The organism is Devosia riboflavina (assembly GCF_000743575.1).
GTDB classification, from domain to species: domain Bacteria; phylum Pseudomonadota; class Alphaproteobacteria; order Rhizobiales; family Devosiaceae; genus Devosia; species Devosia riboflavina.
The window spans coordinates 288,983-303,196 of sequence record NZ_JQGC01000001.1 but is presented as its reverse complement, the minus strand read 5'-3'; the positions used below and the strand labels follow the sequence as shown (position 1 = coordinate 303,196).

Annotated in this window: 13 protein-coding genes; 3 read left to right on the top strand and 10 right to left on the bottom strand. The window is 64.0% G+C overall.

All coding sequences use genetic code 11. From position 1 onward, the window contains the following. Positions 1-27: 27 nt before the first annotated feature. Together JP75_RS01270 and JP75_RS01265 are read right to left on the bottom strand one after the other, a co-directional pair. Positions 28-1,095, bottom strand: coding sequence for an AbrB family transcriptional regulator (locus JP75_RS01270; protein ID WP_035077981.1), 1,068 nt, complete (start codon positions 1,093-1,095; stop codon positions 28-30). An 88-nt stretch (positions 1,096-1,183) separates the two neighbouring features. Beyond that, positions 1,184-1,978 carry a sugar transferase gene (locus JP75_RS01265; RefSeq protein ID WP_084587351.1) on the bottom strand — a complete coding sequence of 265 codons (795 nt, stop codon included), beginning with the start codon at positions 1,976-1,978 and terminating at the stop codon, positions 1,184-1,186. 228 nt (positions 1,979-2,206) lie between these two features. Between JP75_RS01265 and JP75_RS01260 the strand changes: the two genes are divergently transcribed. Then, a complete protein-coding gene (locus JP75_RS01260; protein WP_152565694.1) occupies positions 2,207-3,895 on the top strand; it encodes a nucleotide-binding protein in 1,689 nt (562 codons plus the stop codon). Here JP75_RS01260 and JP75_RS01255 read toward each other — a convergent pair. Continuing rightward, positions 3,892-4,911: an NAD-dependent epimerase/dehydratase family protein gene (locus JP75_RS01255; RefSeq protein WP_035077975.1), complete on the bottom strand. Its 1,020-nt coding sequence runs from the start codon at positions 4,909-4,911 to the stop codon at positions 3,892-3,894. The two genes, JP75_RS01260 and JP75_RS01255, sit on opposite strands and share 4 nt — an antisense overlap. Before the next feature lie 147 nt (positions 4,912-5,058). Here JP75_RS01255 and JP75_RS01250 point away from each other — a divergent pair, with 147 nt between their 5' ends. Both JP75_RS01250 and JP75_RS01245 read left to right on the top strand, forming a co-directional pair. Continuing rightward, entirely contained in the window at positions 5,059-5,319 is a 261-nt protein-coding gene (locus tag JP75_RS01250) for a spike base protein, RCAP_Rcc01079 family (protein WP_035077973.1), read from the top strand. Next, positions 5,319-7,241 carry an SGNH/GDSL hydrolase family protein gene (locus tag JP75_RS01245; protein WP_035077972.1) on the top strand — a complete coding sequence of 641 codons (1,923 nt, stop codon included), beginning with the start codon at positions 5,319-5,321 and terminating at the stop codon, positions 7,239-7,241. Before JP75_RS01250 ends, JP75_RS01245 begins: the two co-directional genes overlap by 1 nt. On the opposite strand, the gene JP75_RS25710 is transcribed toward JP75_RS01245, so the two are convergent. The 7 genes from JP75_RS25710 to JP75_RS01210 are packed head-to-tail and all read right to left on the bottom strand — an operon-like array spanning position 7,174 to position 14,031. Next, a complete protein-coding gene (locus JP75_RS25710; protein WP_084587349.1) occupies positions 7,174-7,773 on the bottom strand; it encodes a DapH/DapD/GlmU-related protein in 600 nt (199 codons plus the stop codon). The genes JP75_RS01245 and JP75_RS25710 overlap by 68 nt on opposite strands. Then, positions 7,770-8,855, bottom strand: coding sequence for a glycosyltransferase (locus tag JP75_RS24990; RefSeq protein WP_051960089.1), 1,086 nt, complete (start codon positions 8,853-8,855; stop codon positions 7,770-7,772). The genes JP75_RS25710 and JP75_RS24990 overlap by 4 nt, the downstream gene beginning before the upstream one ends. Continuing rightward, positions 8,852-9,988, bottom strand: a complete 1,137-nt coding sequence (locus JP75_RS01230; protein WP_035077968.1) for a hypothetical protein — start codon at positions 9,986-9,988, stop codon at positions 8,852-8,854. The genes JP75_RS24990 and JP75_RS01230 overlap by 4 nt, the downstream gene beginning before the upstream one ends. After that, positions 9,985-10,551, bottom strand: a complete 567-nt coding sequence (locus tag JP75_RS01225) for an acyltransferase (RefSeq protein WP_051960088.1) — start codon at positions 10,549-10,551, stop codon at positions 9,985-9,987. Before JP75_RS01225 ends, JP75_RS01230 begins: the two co-directional genes overlap by 4 nt. After that, on the bottom strand, positions 10,548-11,753 hold the full coding sequence (locus JP75_RS01220) for a hypothetical protein (protein WP_035077966.1): 1,206 nt from the start codon (positions 11,751-11,753) through the stop codon (positions 10,548-10,550). Before JP75_RS01220 ends, JP75_RS01225 begins: the two co-directional genes overlap by 4 nt. Continuing rightward, entirely contained in the window at positions 11,750-13,006 is a 1,257-nt protein-coding gene (locus JP75_RS01215) for a WcaI family glycosyltransferase (RefSeq protein ID WP_035077964.1), read from the bottom strand. Before JP75_RS01215 ends, JP75_RS01220 begins: the two co-directional genes overlap by 4 nt. Next, positions 13,003-14,031: a GDP-L-fucose synthase family protein gene (locus JP75_RS01210; protein WP_084587347.1), complete on the bottom strand. Its 1,029-nt coding sequence runs from the start codon at positions 14,029-14,031 to the stop codon at positions 13,003-13,005. The genes JP75_RS01215 and JP75_RS01210 overlap by 4 nt, the downstream gene beginning before the upstream one ends. Between the last annotated feature and the right edge of the window lie 183 nt (positions 14,032-14,214).

Sequence of the window (14,214 nt, the reverse complement as noted above, 5' to 3'; positions counted from 1 at the left end):
TCTCCTGAGTCAGAAGTTGTTTGAACGTCAATTGTGGCGCTGCTGCGCCGATCGGCGCTCCTGCCAGCGAATAATAACGACGACGGCCGGGATGGCAAAGCTGAGCATGAGCAGTCGGATAACGTGGTGGGCGGCGATGAAGGCCGTGTCATAGCCCAGGGCAATGCCGAGTGCGCCCATGCCTTCGAGGGCGCCGGGCGAAAGGCCGAGCCAGATCTGGCCGAAAGGCATATCGACCAGTTGTGCGACGCCCAGCGTCATCAGGGTGACGATGCCGACGGTCATGGCAGTGGCGATCAGCCCGCCCTTGGCAGCCGCCATGAATTCCTGCCGCGTGATGCCGACGAAGCGGGCGCCGATCATGGCGCCGGTCAGGATGAAGGTGAGGATGACGAGCGGCGTGGGCATGGCTTCGGAATAGAGCCCGCCGAGCTTGGCGGCGGTGGCGGCTGCCATGGCGCCGAGCACCATGCCGGCGGGAATTCTGAGCCGCTCGAAAATCCAGCCGACGGTGACGCAGCCGAGTGCCAGGAGGATCAGTTGCAGCGGGGAGAGGAAGGCGCTGGCTGTCGCCACCTCGAAATGATCGATGGGCAGAAAGGTCGCTCCGATCGGTACGGCGATGGTCAGCATCAGGATGCGTATGACCTGGATAATGACGATCTGCCGGGAATTGCCGACCCCGGTTGCGGCTATGCCCATGACGAAGGAGAGGTGACCGGGAAAGGAGCTGAGATAGGCCGTGCCGGCGTCGAGTCCGAAAACCCGGCTCAGCATCCAGCCTGTGGTCGCGACGATGATGACCAGTTCGACGGCGAGGGCAGCAAGGCTGATCGGCCAACTGGCGATCAGCGAAAGACTGTCCGGCGCTACGCTGGCGCCCATCGACATGCCGATGAGAACGAAAACCACTGTACGCAGCCAATCGGGCAAGACGACCGGCACGCCGGCCATGGCGGCCACAGTGACGGCGAGGGCGCCACCCATCAGCCAGCCGGCCGGAAGTCCGAGCAGGCTCGCGATGCCGCCACCGGTGGCGGAAATCGCCAGCGTCAAAAGCAGGACGAGAAAATTCTTCGGCTGGGGCAGGGGCATAGCGGGAGGCTGGCAGGCGGGAAGGGTCCTATCGGCCTACAGGTTCCGCGCCGCTTTGTCACCCGCCTCGACGTCCCCGGCGTTCACATCAGCGGGCCGCGGAGCGGTGGAGCTCTCCGAAGGTCTTCCAGATGATTTTGAGGTCCAGCCAGAGCGAAAAATGCTGCACATAGGCAAAGTCGTGCCCGATGCGTCGCAAGGCCTTGATCTGGTCCGTGGTCGGGCCGCGCAGGCCCTGGCACTGGGCCCAGCCGGTCAGGCCGGGCCGCATGGACTGACGAAAGGCGTAATGCGGCACCAGTTCTTCATAGTCCATGCCCGCTGCCTGCATGCCAGGCACATGCGGTCGCGGCCCAATCAGGGACATGTCGCCGCGCAGCACATTGATCAACTGCGGCAGTTCGTCGAGGCTCGTGCGGCGGAGGAAGGCGCCAATGCGGGTGACGCGATTGTCATTGGCGGTAGCCTGGCTGATGCCCGCCGCATCGCAGCGATCGGCATACATGGAGCGGAATTTGAGCAGCGCGAAAAGCCTGCCGTCGCGGCCGAGGCGCCATTGTCGGAAAAAGGCCGGCCCCCTGTCGGTCTGCCTGATGCGGATGGCAATGAGCAAGAAGAGCGGCGAGAGCAGGAGAAGGCCGACTGCCGCGCATAAAATATCGGTAGCGCGTTTGACCGCCAGCGAGATCGACCGGGTCCGGGTCGCTGCCGGGCCGATGAGACGGCCCTGTCGCCAGTGCACGGCGAGGCCGCTCTGCGGACGGGTCAAGGCCCTCGGTATGTAGGTGGTTCCGGGAAAGTCACGGCCGCTCGCGTTGCGAGAAAAATGCGCTGCCGTCGAACCGCTGGTCTTGCGATCAACCCGATTGAACGTCCGCTTCATTGAAGCCGCCCAGTGCTCTTGGTTCGTTTAACGTTTCATTAACCATAATCAACAGGAAGCGAGCGTGGTGTCCAGCGTCGAACACTCGTTATGCGCATGGATTTGACGGACCGCGGCACTCGAATGGCGATTGCCAAAAATAGATAAATGTAATTCTATTTTGCGAAGGCTTGGGAGGTTGTTCTGATCATTCCGCGCGCCGAGGCCGAGGCCTTTCTTGGTGTATTGGTGCGCCATGCCCGGCTGATCGCTTTCATCACTTTGGTCGCGATACTGGGCGCTCTTTTTGCAACGAGTGTCTTGCGGCCGATCTATACCGCAACGGCGCTGCTCGTCGTCGAACCGACCTCCGGCAACCTGCTCGTGTCGGGCAGTGGGCCGCTGGCGGAGACACCCAATAGTGGCGCCATAGATGGCATGGTCGAGATCATGCGGTCCGATCCGGTGATGCTGCGGGCCATGGAACTGGCCTCTCCCTTCGAACTGGCCGATTTTTCGTCGGGCTTTGACCTGCAGCCGATGTTTCTGGGCTTTTTCCGCATCGCTGCCGAACCCCTGGCGGAGGGAGAGGCGGGGCGGCCGCAGGTGCTCGGGCTCATGCGCAATTCCGTTTCGATCAATCGCCGTGGCCTGACTCCTGTCATCGCCATCCGCGCCAATGCGACCTCGCCGGAATTTGCCGCCCGTCTCGCCAATGCCGTGGGCGAGGCTCATATTGCGCTCGAGGTCGCGGCCAAATCCGAAAACCTGAGGAAGGCGCGCGATCTGATCGAGGGGCAGGTCGACGCCGCGCGCGGTCAAGTGCTGGCGCTGAGCGAGGCGCTGGGGAGCCTAAAGGGGGCAAGCGCCACGGCGCCGAGCGGGATATCGGTGGATTTTCAGTCGCAAATCGCCGCGACCGGACAAAGTCTCGAACTGGCGCGAAACCAGTATCAGCGGCTCCTGCAGCGATCGACCGAGCTTGCGGAGCAGGCGGAGCTGCAATTGCCCGATGGGCGCCTTGTGGCGCCAGCCTCGCCGCCATCCGATGCCGGTTTTCCGGACATGAAGACGACGCTGATCGTCGCGGCCCTTCTGGGGCTCGTGGTTGCCCTGGCACTGGCCTTCACCTTCGATGGCCTCGCGAGCGGGGTGCGCAGTGCGGACGAACTGGCCGAGGCCATCGGCGTGCCCGCGGCCGTCGCCATGCCGCGGCTCCATGCGAGCCGCTTCGATGGCACCAGCCATGCCGATCACGTCATCACCGCACCGCTCTCGCCCTTTTCGGAAGGCATGCGCACGCTGCAGGTCAATTTGCAGCGGAGCCTGGTATCGGGAACGGGCGGGCAGGTGGTCTTCGTGCTTTCGGCGGGTGACGGGGAGGGCAAGACGACGACTGCGCTGGGTCTGGCGCGTGCTTTCGATGCGGCGGGGCGCAGCGTCCTGCTGCTCGATGCCGATGTGCGCTCGGCGGCACTGCATCGGCATGTCGATGTCCCGCTCGCGGGCGGCTTTGAACAGGTTCTGGCCGGCGATGTCGACATTCGCCAGCTCGCGAGCATGGTGCGCAAGGACCCGCTCTCAAAACTCTCGGTGCTGGTCAATTCCGACCGTAGCGTGGTTCCCGCGGAAGTGCTTTTTGGCGGCCCGACCTTTGCCAATGTGCTGAGGGGCGTGCGGGCCAGCTATGATATTACCATTGTCGACATGCCTTCGCTCCATTGGTCGGCGGAAGCGGCCTATATCCTGCCCCATGCCGATGCCGTGGTGCTCGTGGCGAGCTGGGGCAAGACCGAGCGCGCCAAGCTGCGCGAGGCGCTGGTGGCCATCAGGCAGGCCCATCCCGTGCCGGTGCCGCTGGTGCCGGTTTTGGCTCTGCAGCCCAATGTCATCCGCTGGCCGACACCGCGCTACGAACCGGGCTATTCGTCGCGTTAGCCTGCCGGTCTGCCATAATAGCTGAAATACCACTCGACGAAGGCGGCGACGCCGATCTCGACATTCGTCTGCGGTGCAAAGCCGGTCAGGGCCTTCAGCAAGGCCGGTGCGGCATGGGTTTGCTCGACATCGCCCTGCTGCATGGGCAGCAGGTTTCGGAGCGCCTTCTTGCCCAGCGCCATTTCGACGGTGTCGATGAAGGGCAGGAGGCCGACAGGCTGCCCGCCCCCGATATTGACGCTGCGCCATGGGGCGACCGGGGAGAGAGAATCCGCGCTGCCCGGCACATCTACGGCCTGGCCTTTGACCGGTGGCAGCGGGATCAGCCGGGTGAGCGCTTCGACGAGATCGTCGATATAGGTAAAGTCGCGCTGCATATGGCCTTCGCCATAGACTTCAATTGGCTCGTCGCGCCCGATGGCCGAGACGAATTTGAACAGCGCCATATCGGGCCGACCCCAGGGGCCATAGACGGTAAAGAAGCGGAAACAGGTGGTCGGCAGGCCGTAGAGATGGGCATAGGCATGGCTCATCGCCTCCCCGGCCTTCTTGGTCGCGGCATAGAGAGAGATAGGGAAATCGGTGCGGTCGGTTTCCTTGAAAGGCACGGTTTCGTTGCCGCCATAGACCGAGGAGGTCGAGGCGAGGAGCAGGTGCCTGGTGCCGGTCCCGCGCAGCACTTCGAGCAGGTTGAAGGTGCCGGTGAGATTGGCGTCGTGATAGGTCCGGGGCGCCTCGATGCTGTAGCGCACCCCCGCCTGGGCGGCGAGATGAATGACGACGTCGGGCGCAAATTCTGCAACTGCCGTTTCGAGGGCAGCGTGATCTTCGAGCAGCGCCTCGGTGAAGGAAAAGCTGTTCGACGGTGTCAGCAGCGCGAGGCGGGCCCGCTTGAGCGAGACGTCGTAATAGGCGGTCATGCCATCATAGCCATGGACGCGATGACCGTCTTCGAGCAGGCGCCGGGCCAGGTGATAGCCGATAAATCCGGCTGAGCCGGTTATGAAGATCTTCATTCTATCCCCGCGCGTACTTGCCATCCGATAGCGCAAAACTCCTGAAAATGCCGTTATTTATCTGCCCTGGCTGCTTTCGCCGGCCGATTTGTCCCCGCCCTTTGGGCCGCGCCTAGACTTGAGGCTCCTTTGTCATCGGAGCCGATCATGGCCGACATATTCTCTTCGCATAATATCGACGTGGCGGCACCCGCCGCCGGCGCCTTTGCCATCACGCCCAGCGATGGCACCATTTTCGACCAGCCGACGCGCGCGCTTTATGTCGGCGCCGCAGGCACCATAGAGGCCGAAATGCTCTGGGGCGGCACCGTCACCTTCGAGGGCGTGCCTGGCGGCTTCATGCTGCCGGTCCGCGTGCGCCGCGTGCTGAGCGGCACAACCGCCGGCTTCATCGTCGGGCTTTACTGATGAGCGGCACTGCGGGGCCTGCGCTCGGGCTTGGCTATTTCCCCGGTTCCATGCCGGCGGACGCGGGCGGGGCATGGCTCGATGCCGATTTTGCCCACGGCCGCTTTCGCTTCGCCGGCAGGGCGCTGGCCAATGAAAGCCAATTTCGCCTGGCGGTGGGCGGAACTGCGCCGGCCAGTGGCCATTTGATCATCGGGCCCTATGTCGTAGAGACGGCGCCGGAGCTTTTGTCCGACGGCAATTTTGCCGGCGGCAGCGCCGGGGATTGGACCAGCGTCGGCAGTTCGGTCGCCGTCGCGTCCGGTGCCCTGCGCGTGACGGGCAGCGGCGGCAATGGTTCGGGCGCCTATCGCACCATTGCCAGCTTGGTCCACGCCTCCGGCCGGGCCTATCGCCTCATGGGCGATGTGTGGCGCGAGACATCGTCCAATGTGACGCTGGGTTTTGGCGCTGGTGGCGGTGGCACGGCAAACTATGCGCAGACGGCCAATCTGACCGTCACGACGCCGAGCCAGGCAGCCCTCTATTGCGGCGGGTTCAACCCCACAACGGCGTCGATTGCGCTGCGTAACCTGACCAATCCTTCAACGGGCATCTATTGGGCGGACAATTTCTCCCTGCGCGAGGCCTTGCCCTGCGCCGGGTTCCGGGCAGGGGCCTTGTGCGGGTTGGTCGAGGCGACGACGCCTGCCAGCGGCGGAACCGGTGGCGTGGTGTTCCAGGCCGATGACAATGCCGAGTTCAATGCCAACTGGTTCGAGCGCAATTTCATCCGCCTCATCTGGGATGCAAGCCAGCACCTGCGTTTCGTCGTGTCCTTCGGCGGCAGCGGCACGCAGGTCGAACAGGTCAATCTCGATCTCGGCGTCGTCGCGGCGGGTACCGCCTTTGCGGTCGGATTTACGGCCAAGGATGGCGAGTATCGCGCGGCCCTTATGGGCCAGCCGGTGCAACAGGCGCTTTCGGGGACTTTCCCCGGACTGGCAGCGCTGCGGCTCGGTCGCGGGCGCTCAAGCGTTTCCGGCCTCTGGAGTGGCAGCATCGAACGGGTGCGGTTTTTCTCCGAACCCATGAGCGAAGAGCAGTTTGCCGGGCTCGTGGCCGGTTCGGGCGTCGTCGCCTGGGGCGATAGCCTGACGGCGAGCGCGGGCGCGACCGGCGGCAGCACCGGCAGCGCCACCTATCCGGCCGTGGCGCAGACCCTCTTTTCGCCGCGCCGGGCCGTCGTGCGGCAGGGCGTCGGCGGGCAGACTTCGACGCAGATCGCGGCGCGGATGAACGCCGTGCCCATTCTCGTCACCGTGGCGGGGGGCGCCATTCCGGCCTCTGGCCCGGTGGCCGTGACCGACAAGTCGGTCAATGTGCTGACCGGTTCGGGCGGCTTTACGGGGAGCCTGAAGGGTTGGCTTGCCGGGGTCGAGGGCACGATGTCGACGGATGGCGCGGGTAATTGGAGTTTTGTCCGCAGCATCGCGGGCGCGAGCGTGCCGGTGTCCGTAGACACACGCTTCATCTGCGCCTGGGGACAATATCTGCGCGGACATACGGCGTGGTTATGGCTGGGGCGCAATGGCGCACAGGCCGGGCGCAGTGTGCCCGGCGATATCGCCGCGGCGGTCGCCTCGCTTGGCCACAATCGCTATCTCGTCGGCGGCATCCTGCCGAGCACTGCCGATAGTGGCGCCGGCCTGGCGCAATTGACCACGCTCAACGGACAATTGGCCGCCGCCTATGGCGATCGCTTCGTGAACCTGTTGGCGATCCTTACCGCTGCTGCCAATGGCTCCGGTGAGGACAGCAGCGATGTGGCGGCCGGTTTCGTGCCGCGTTCGCTGCGCTCTGATCATCTGCATCTCAACGATGCCGGCTATGCCCTCGTGGCGCAGGCATTTTATGCGGCGCATATGGCAAAGGGGTTTTAGCACCGGACCCACGCATCCGGAGGAAGCGGGCGGGATTGCCGACATGGATAGCCCAATCGGGAATGTCCGAAAAGGCAACTCCGCCCGCTCCCAGCACGGCGCCAGTGCCCAGCGTCACGCCCGGACCGACAATGGCCCGGGACCCGACCCAGGCATCGGCCCCTATCGCTATGGGCCGCGCCACGATCGGAAAATCCGGCGCATCGACATCGTGGTCGCCGGCGATGAGATGGGCATATTGGGAGATGATGGCATTGCGTCCCAGATGGATCGGGGCCTGGCAATAGATCACCGTCTGCCAACCGATAACCGCGCCGTCCTCAAGCGTGAGAAAAGGCGGATACCAGATTTTGGCGCTGGCATAGACGCGCACGCCGCGCCCCACTCTGGCGCCGAAAAGGCGCAGAATGGTGCAGCGCCAGCCATGTAGAGGTGGCGGCGTCCAGGCGGCGAAAAGGGTCCAGCAGATGGTCCACAAAGCGCGGTACAGTCGGTGGGCCAACGAAAAGTGCTGATCGGCGAGGCGGGTCATCTCGGTGCTTCCGCCAGAATGCGCGCATAGTGGTCGAGCATCGAACGGGCAATATCGGGCCAGAAGAACGGCCGGGCCGCCTGCCGCGCGCGAGCCGAGCGCATGGTCTTTTCATCCGCGCCCATGGCTTCCACCCGGGCGAGAAGGACGGAAAAGTCCGAAAAATCCGGCTCCATGCGCAGCGCCACGTCGTCGGCAAAAAGCTGCGGCAGATGGCAAGCCTCGGTCAGGATGGGAATGCAGCCATGGCTTAGGGCTTCCAGCGCTGCCATGGGCAGGCCTTCGCTCAGCGAAGGGAGAATAAAAAAGCTGGCCGCCGAAAAGGCTCGCGCCTTGGCCTCGCCGCTCAGCGCGCCGACAAAGCGGACACGCCTTTTGTTTTTGCAGCGGGCGGCAACTTCCGCTTCGTAGGCTGGGTCGCCCCAGCCGGCTATGGTCAGCACCATATGTTTTGCGTGCCGCTCCCAGGTGTCGATCAGGAGAAGAACCTGCTTCTTCTCATGCAATCGACCGAGATAGAGCGCGCCGTCGCGCTTTAGCGGCTCGGTCGCTGGGGCCGGTTCGACGCCATTGGGCACGGTAAAGACGCGGCCTGCGAGCGCGGGCATATAGTCGAGCGCCGTCGCGGCCTCGTGCTCGGAGAGTGCATGGAGGTGGGCGCGGGCGAGCATGGGCCGCTCGAACAGGGTCGCATGCGGGCGCTTGAGCCAGGGTTTTCGCGCCAATATCCAGGGGTCGAGCATGCCGCGGGGCGATACGATCACCCTTGTCTCTTTCGAAGCGAAACGACCATGGATGGAGCCGGCCGACCAGATGCCATGGATGTGGAGAATGTCGGGCTTCAGCCGCGCCATCTCGGCCTGCATGGCGAGGGAAAAGCCATAGCGGCTGCGGCCGAGAGGATGGGTCAATAGCGGCAGCTTGCCCCAGACCTGTTTTTCATCCGCAAAACCATTTTCGTGCCCGCCCGCCACGATCACTTCGGCGCCGAGGCCCGCCATGGCGCGCGCGAGGCCGGAGACCGAATGATAGAGCCCGCCGGCGGAGCGGCCGAGGCGGGTCGAATAGTGGACGATCCTCATGGCCGGACCTCGCGCCCGGCAGCGCGACGGCTCCTGTTCGTCGTGAGCCAAAGCGACAGCACGACGCAGTAGCCAAGAGTTTCCAGCGCGACGAAGAGGATCGGCGAGGTTTGCGCCAAGGCGAGAGCCAGCCCTGCAAGGCCCAGAACACAGGTATTGCTCAGACCCGCGAGGGCAAGGCCGTGACGGTTTTGGAGCTGGAAGTCGTAGACGGCGGTTGAGGAGAGTTTTTCGAGGCTTTGCCAGGCAATGAGCGCGAGAACGAGGGCATGAGGCACACCCAGCATCGGCGCCGCCAGGGCGACCAGAATGCCTGATACCAGCGTGACGACTGCCTGGCCGGTGAGGCTGAGGCCTATGCTCGGCCGGTGCCGCGCCAGCTCGACCCGCCTGAGATAGGTGACGAGCAGGCCGGCGGCGTTGAAAGCCTGCTTGGCATAGATGATCAGCGCCGGCAGGGGGCCGGAAAAACTTGCGCCAAGCACGAAGAGCACGGCGCGGCCATAGAGCTGGCCGATCCCCTGCGCCCCCATGATGGTGACGATCTCGAAGAGGGCCGGACCAAACTTCGCCTGTGTCGATTTTTGGGCAGGGCCCGCGAGGATCACATGCGCCATTGCGAGGACGACGGTGCTCCAGAGGGCCGCATGCCCCGCCATTTCGGCTGAGACTCCGGAGTTGAGAACAGTGCCGAGACAGAGCGGCAGCATCCAGCCATTTTGCAACAACATGGCCCAGTGCTGGAAACCGCGACGGTCAAGATCGGTGTCGAGAAGGGGAAAGCGCAGCAGCAAGGCTATGGCAAGGAAAGGCAGTAAGGTCGCGGTATCGGCCGGCGCGAAATGCAATGCGATGGGAACCGTTGCGACAAGGAGCGCCGCAATGCCCGCCCGATAGACGCGATAGGCCGAACGCAGCGCGGCATCGCTGTGCCGCAGCCGGAGCATGGCGGGGATCAGCCCGGAACTGCCGTCGAAGGCGAAGAAGATCAGGCCAAGCAGTCCGGCATATTTGGCGAGCGAGAGGACAGCATCGGTTTGTCCCGTGGCGACGAGCCAGCTTTGAGCCAGAAACAGGGCGCCGGGCGGGATCGCAGCCAGGGCGAACCCGGCAATATGCCCGGCAACCTTCATGCCAGCACCCTTTGGACACGGGCCGGTGTGCCGAAGGCGACGGCGTGGGCGGGAATATCGCGATTGACGAGGCTATGCGCACCGATGACCGCGCTATCGCCGATGGTCACGCCCGGCAGCACGGTGACGTGGCGGCCGATCCAGACATTGTTGCCGATGGTCACTGGCCCGACCAGGAAACCGCTTTCGAGGATGGGTCGTTCGGCATCGATCTGGTGGTCGCTGTCGCGGATGGAGCAGTTTTCACCGATGCGCGTGCCGTGGCCGATCGCGACCGACTGGCGCGCGGAGAGGAGCGTGCCTTGATTGATCGAGACGTCGCGGCCGAGCCGCAAATGACCACCTTCGGCGACGGCGAGGCTGATATTCGGGCCAAGGAAGGTTCGATCGCCCACCTCGATCGTGCCGGTGACGCCGGCACAGCGGATCGGCCCGGCAAAGGTGACATGCCGGCCAAAACGTATCCAGGAGAGATAGACATGGCGATACCAGACGCCGCGCGCCACGCGTGCCACGAGGTCGATGGCCCTTGTGGCATAGCGTGAAACGGTATGCCGGCTCATGACAGCACCTTGGGCAGGCGAGGCGCGTGGGCGGCGTGCCAAAGGCTGCCAATGGAGGCGGCGAGGACGAGAATGACCAAGCGGAAGATCGTCGTGTCGAAGCCGCCGCGCAGGGTGAAAATGGCGAGAAGCGGAATCAGGCTGGCGACGAGTGCCTGCATGAGAGGTTGCAGCCTGCCAAGGGCACGATAGGCATTGTCGAGCAGCGCCAGTGCGCCACCGAAAGCAATGCCAATGGCTACGACGCCGATGAAGCCACCTGCGACAAAAGCCTCGCCGGCAAGACCCGGCGTCAGGCCGCCAAGTCCGTCCCGCGCTTCCATCAGGCGCAGTGCCCGGCTCAATTGCAGCGGCTTTTCGGGGAAAAGGGCCCGCGGAAAAAGCTGTTGCAACACCTGCCAATAGTGCCCGGCCTGATAACCGGCCTCTTCGACGAGGCGAGCCGCAAGCGCATAGCTTTCGAGAAGCGAAAGCTGGGACAGGGTCAGCCGCACGGAACCTGAAAGATCGGTCGCTTCGCCCTGCAAGGTGAGCCGGAAGCTGAGTGTCAGCGTGAGAAGAATGGCCGCTACGATGGCGGGCAGGACGAGGTCACTGAGGCCAAGGCGACGATGGGCCAGGAGGATAAGGCCGAAGGTGATGCCGGTGATGGCAAATTGGGTTCGGCCGCCGAGCAGCCAGAAGACCAGCAGAACCAGAGCCATCGACAGCCATGGCAGTGCCGATCTGCCTGATGCTGCGTGGGCGCAGCGAAGCGCGGTAGTGAAAGCGGCAAGGCAGGCGCAGGCATAAGTCAGCGAAAAGAGAAAACTATCCACGGGCAGGCGCAGAAAACCGGCCTGGGCAAAGCCGAAGAGGCCTCCCGGCGCGGCGGTGATCAGGCCGAGCAAGGTGAGCAGCACCAAGGCGTGAAACAGTTTTGGCCCGGCGGAGACGCCTCCTTCCAGGGGAGCGCTCGCTGCCGAGGACCGCGAAAACAGCCAGTAGCCAGCATACCAGGCAAGGCTGGAAAGTCCGGCAATGGCGGTCGCAGTGCCGATCTGCGCTTGCAGGGTCGCGGACATGGCATCGGGATCGAGCAGGGCCAGTGGCAGAGCATGAAAGAGCAGGATGGCCATGCTGAGGAGGATCAGGCTGGGGCGACCGTGACGCAGGGCGAGCAGCAGACCCATAAAGCTGGCAGCAATCAGCGCGAGCGTCATTGATGCTGGCTTTCCGCAACCGGGGCGAGGCTCCGGCTTCCATCTGCCGCCTCGATGGCGCCGACAAAATGGGCCAGAACGGTTTCGCGATGCCAGCGCCGCTCTGCCCGGCGCCGCGCGGCGGCGCCAAAGTTTTCAGCCAAAGCGGGATCATCGCAAAGCCGCCCGATTGCCGCCGAAAGCGCCGCCGCATCACCCGGCTCGACGGCAAGGCCGCAGCCCTCGATTTCCTCGAAAATGCCGGTGCCCTTTGCCGCCGTCGCAATGACGGGACGGCCAGAGGCCAAAATATTGGCAAGCTTGCTGGGCAAAACGAGATCGGCGGCCCCGGCGATCTGCGGCAACAGATGCATGGTGGCGAGCCCCAGAAGCTCGCCCAACTCCTCCCGCGGTTGCAGGTCGAAGAACCTGACATTGCCGAGATCCCCCGCCATGGCTTCGAGCTCGGCGCGATAGGGACCATTGCCGCAGATCACAAAGGTAATGTCCTCGCGCCTCGAAAGACCGCGCGCCGCTGCGATGACGAGATCGAGCCCCTGCTTGCGCCCCAAGGCCCCCGAATAGAGCGCGACATGCGGTGTCGTGATGTTCCATTTTTGTCGGAAGGCGGAAGGCCGGACGAGGGGCACGACCTTGCCAAGATCACCCCAGTTCCGGTGTTCGGCCACCCGTTCGGACGAAACACCCTTCTCGACGAGCCGGCGGCACATGGCCGGAGAAATGCTGCTGACCCGATCAAAGCCGCGCAAAATCGCCCGCTCTGCCCCGGCGAGCAGTTTTATGATCGTGCGATTGTTCGAGACGAGGCCGGTCGCGAGGGCCGCCTCAAGTTCAAAATCCTGTAGATGCAGCCAGGCGCTGGCGCCCGAAAGCCGGGAGGCAAGCAATGCCAAGGGCGCCGCTAGAAGGCTCGGGGCAATGGCAATCACCCGGTCCGGACGCCAGAGCATCGCGTCTACCAGCATTATCGGCGTGGCGGCCAGCGCAAAACTGGCCTGATGCAGCAGGCGTAGAGCGCCGCTGGGGTAAGAGGGGATAAAATGCGGCACGCGATAGATGCGGGCCCGGCCCAAATCTTTCCGGCTCCAGCCGCGATGTCCTGGGCGTGGGCGCCATTCTGGGTAATAAGGCTGGCCAACGACCGCACGAACCTCGTGGCCCCGCTCGGCCAATGCCTCGACCAACCCCGTTGTATAGGGCCCGGTGCCGATGAGTTCAGGCGCATAATTGAGGCCCAGCAGCAGGATTTTCATGCCGCCGCCCCCCGCGCCAATTGCGCCTGATACCAGGCATAGGTCTCCGCCAACCCATCCTCGAGCGCGATCTTCGGTCGCCACCCCATATGCCGCAGGCGGTTGGTATCGAGCAGCTTTTTGGGCGTGCCATCGGGCTTGGTGGGGTCGAGGGCAATAGCACCCTCGTAGCCCACCGTGCGGCAGATCAGACGCGCCAGATCGATGAGCGCGATGTCCTCGCCATAGCCGACATTGACCGGGTCGGCCCCGGAATAAGTCTTGAGCAGCAGGACCAGTGCATCGGCGCAATCATCTACATGCAGAAATTCCCGCCTTGCCGTGCCGGTGCCCCAGAGTTCGAACTGTTTGGCGCCGCGGCTCTTGGCTTCGTGCGCCTTGCGCAGCAAAGCGGGCAGCACGTGGCCGCGCTCAAGATCGAAATTGTCGCCGGGCCCATAAAGATTGGTCGGCATGGCGGCAATGTAGTTGCGGCCGAACTGAGCGCGATAGGCTTCCGCCAGCTTCAGCGCAGCGATCTTGGCAAGCGCATACCATTGGTTGGTCGGCTCCAGCGGCCCGGTAAGAAGGGCCTCCTCGCCGATCGGCTGCGGCGCGAATTTGGGGTAGATGCAGCTCGATCCCAAAAACAGGACGCGATCGATATCCGCCCTATGCGCCGCCTTGGCGATATTGAGATTGATGGCGAGGTTGTCGGTCAGGAACCCGACCGGATCCTGGCTATTGGCCAGAATGCCGCCGACCCGTGCGGCCGCGATGATGATCGCATCGGGCCGTGCTTCCGCGACAAAACCCTCAACCGCCGCCTGACGCGTCAGGTCCAGTTCGCGCCGGTCGGCAGTCAGCAGTGTGCAGGCCTCGCCCTTGAGGCGCCGCAGCATGGCCTGTCCGACCATGCCATTATGGCCGGCAATCCAGATGGTTTTGCCCGTGAGCGAAAAGCCCGGTTTTGCCGTTCCGGCCGTGTGATGGTCCGGGTTCGCCCCCGCCAAAGTCAAGGCTTCGCCCTTATGCTCTTCCGACATTTCCGTGCCCCCGCAGCCTGAAGAGGGCTCAAGTCTTCGGCTGAACCGGGCTCGGGTCAATGCGGATTAATTGACGCGCCATAGGGGTATTTACGGATTTTTTACGATAGGCCCACCGGGTTTCGAAGCGTAGGGTTGCAGAGCACGATTGTGCCTCCGATAGTCTGCCAAACATCTCTCAGG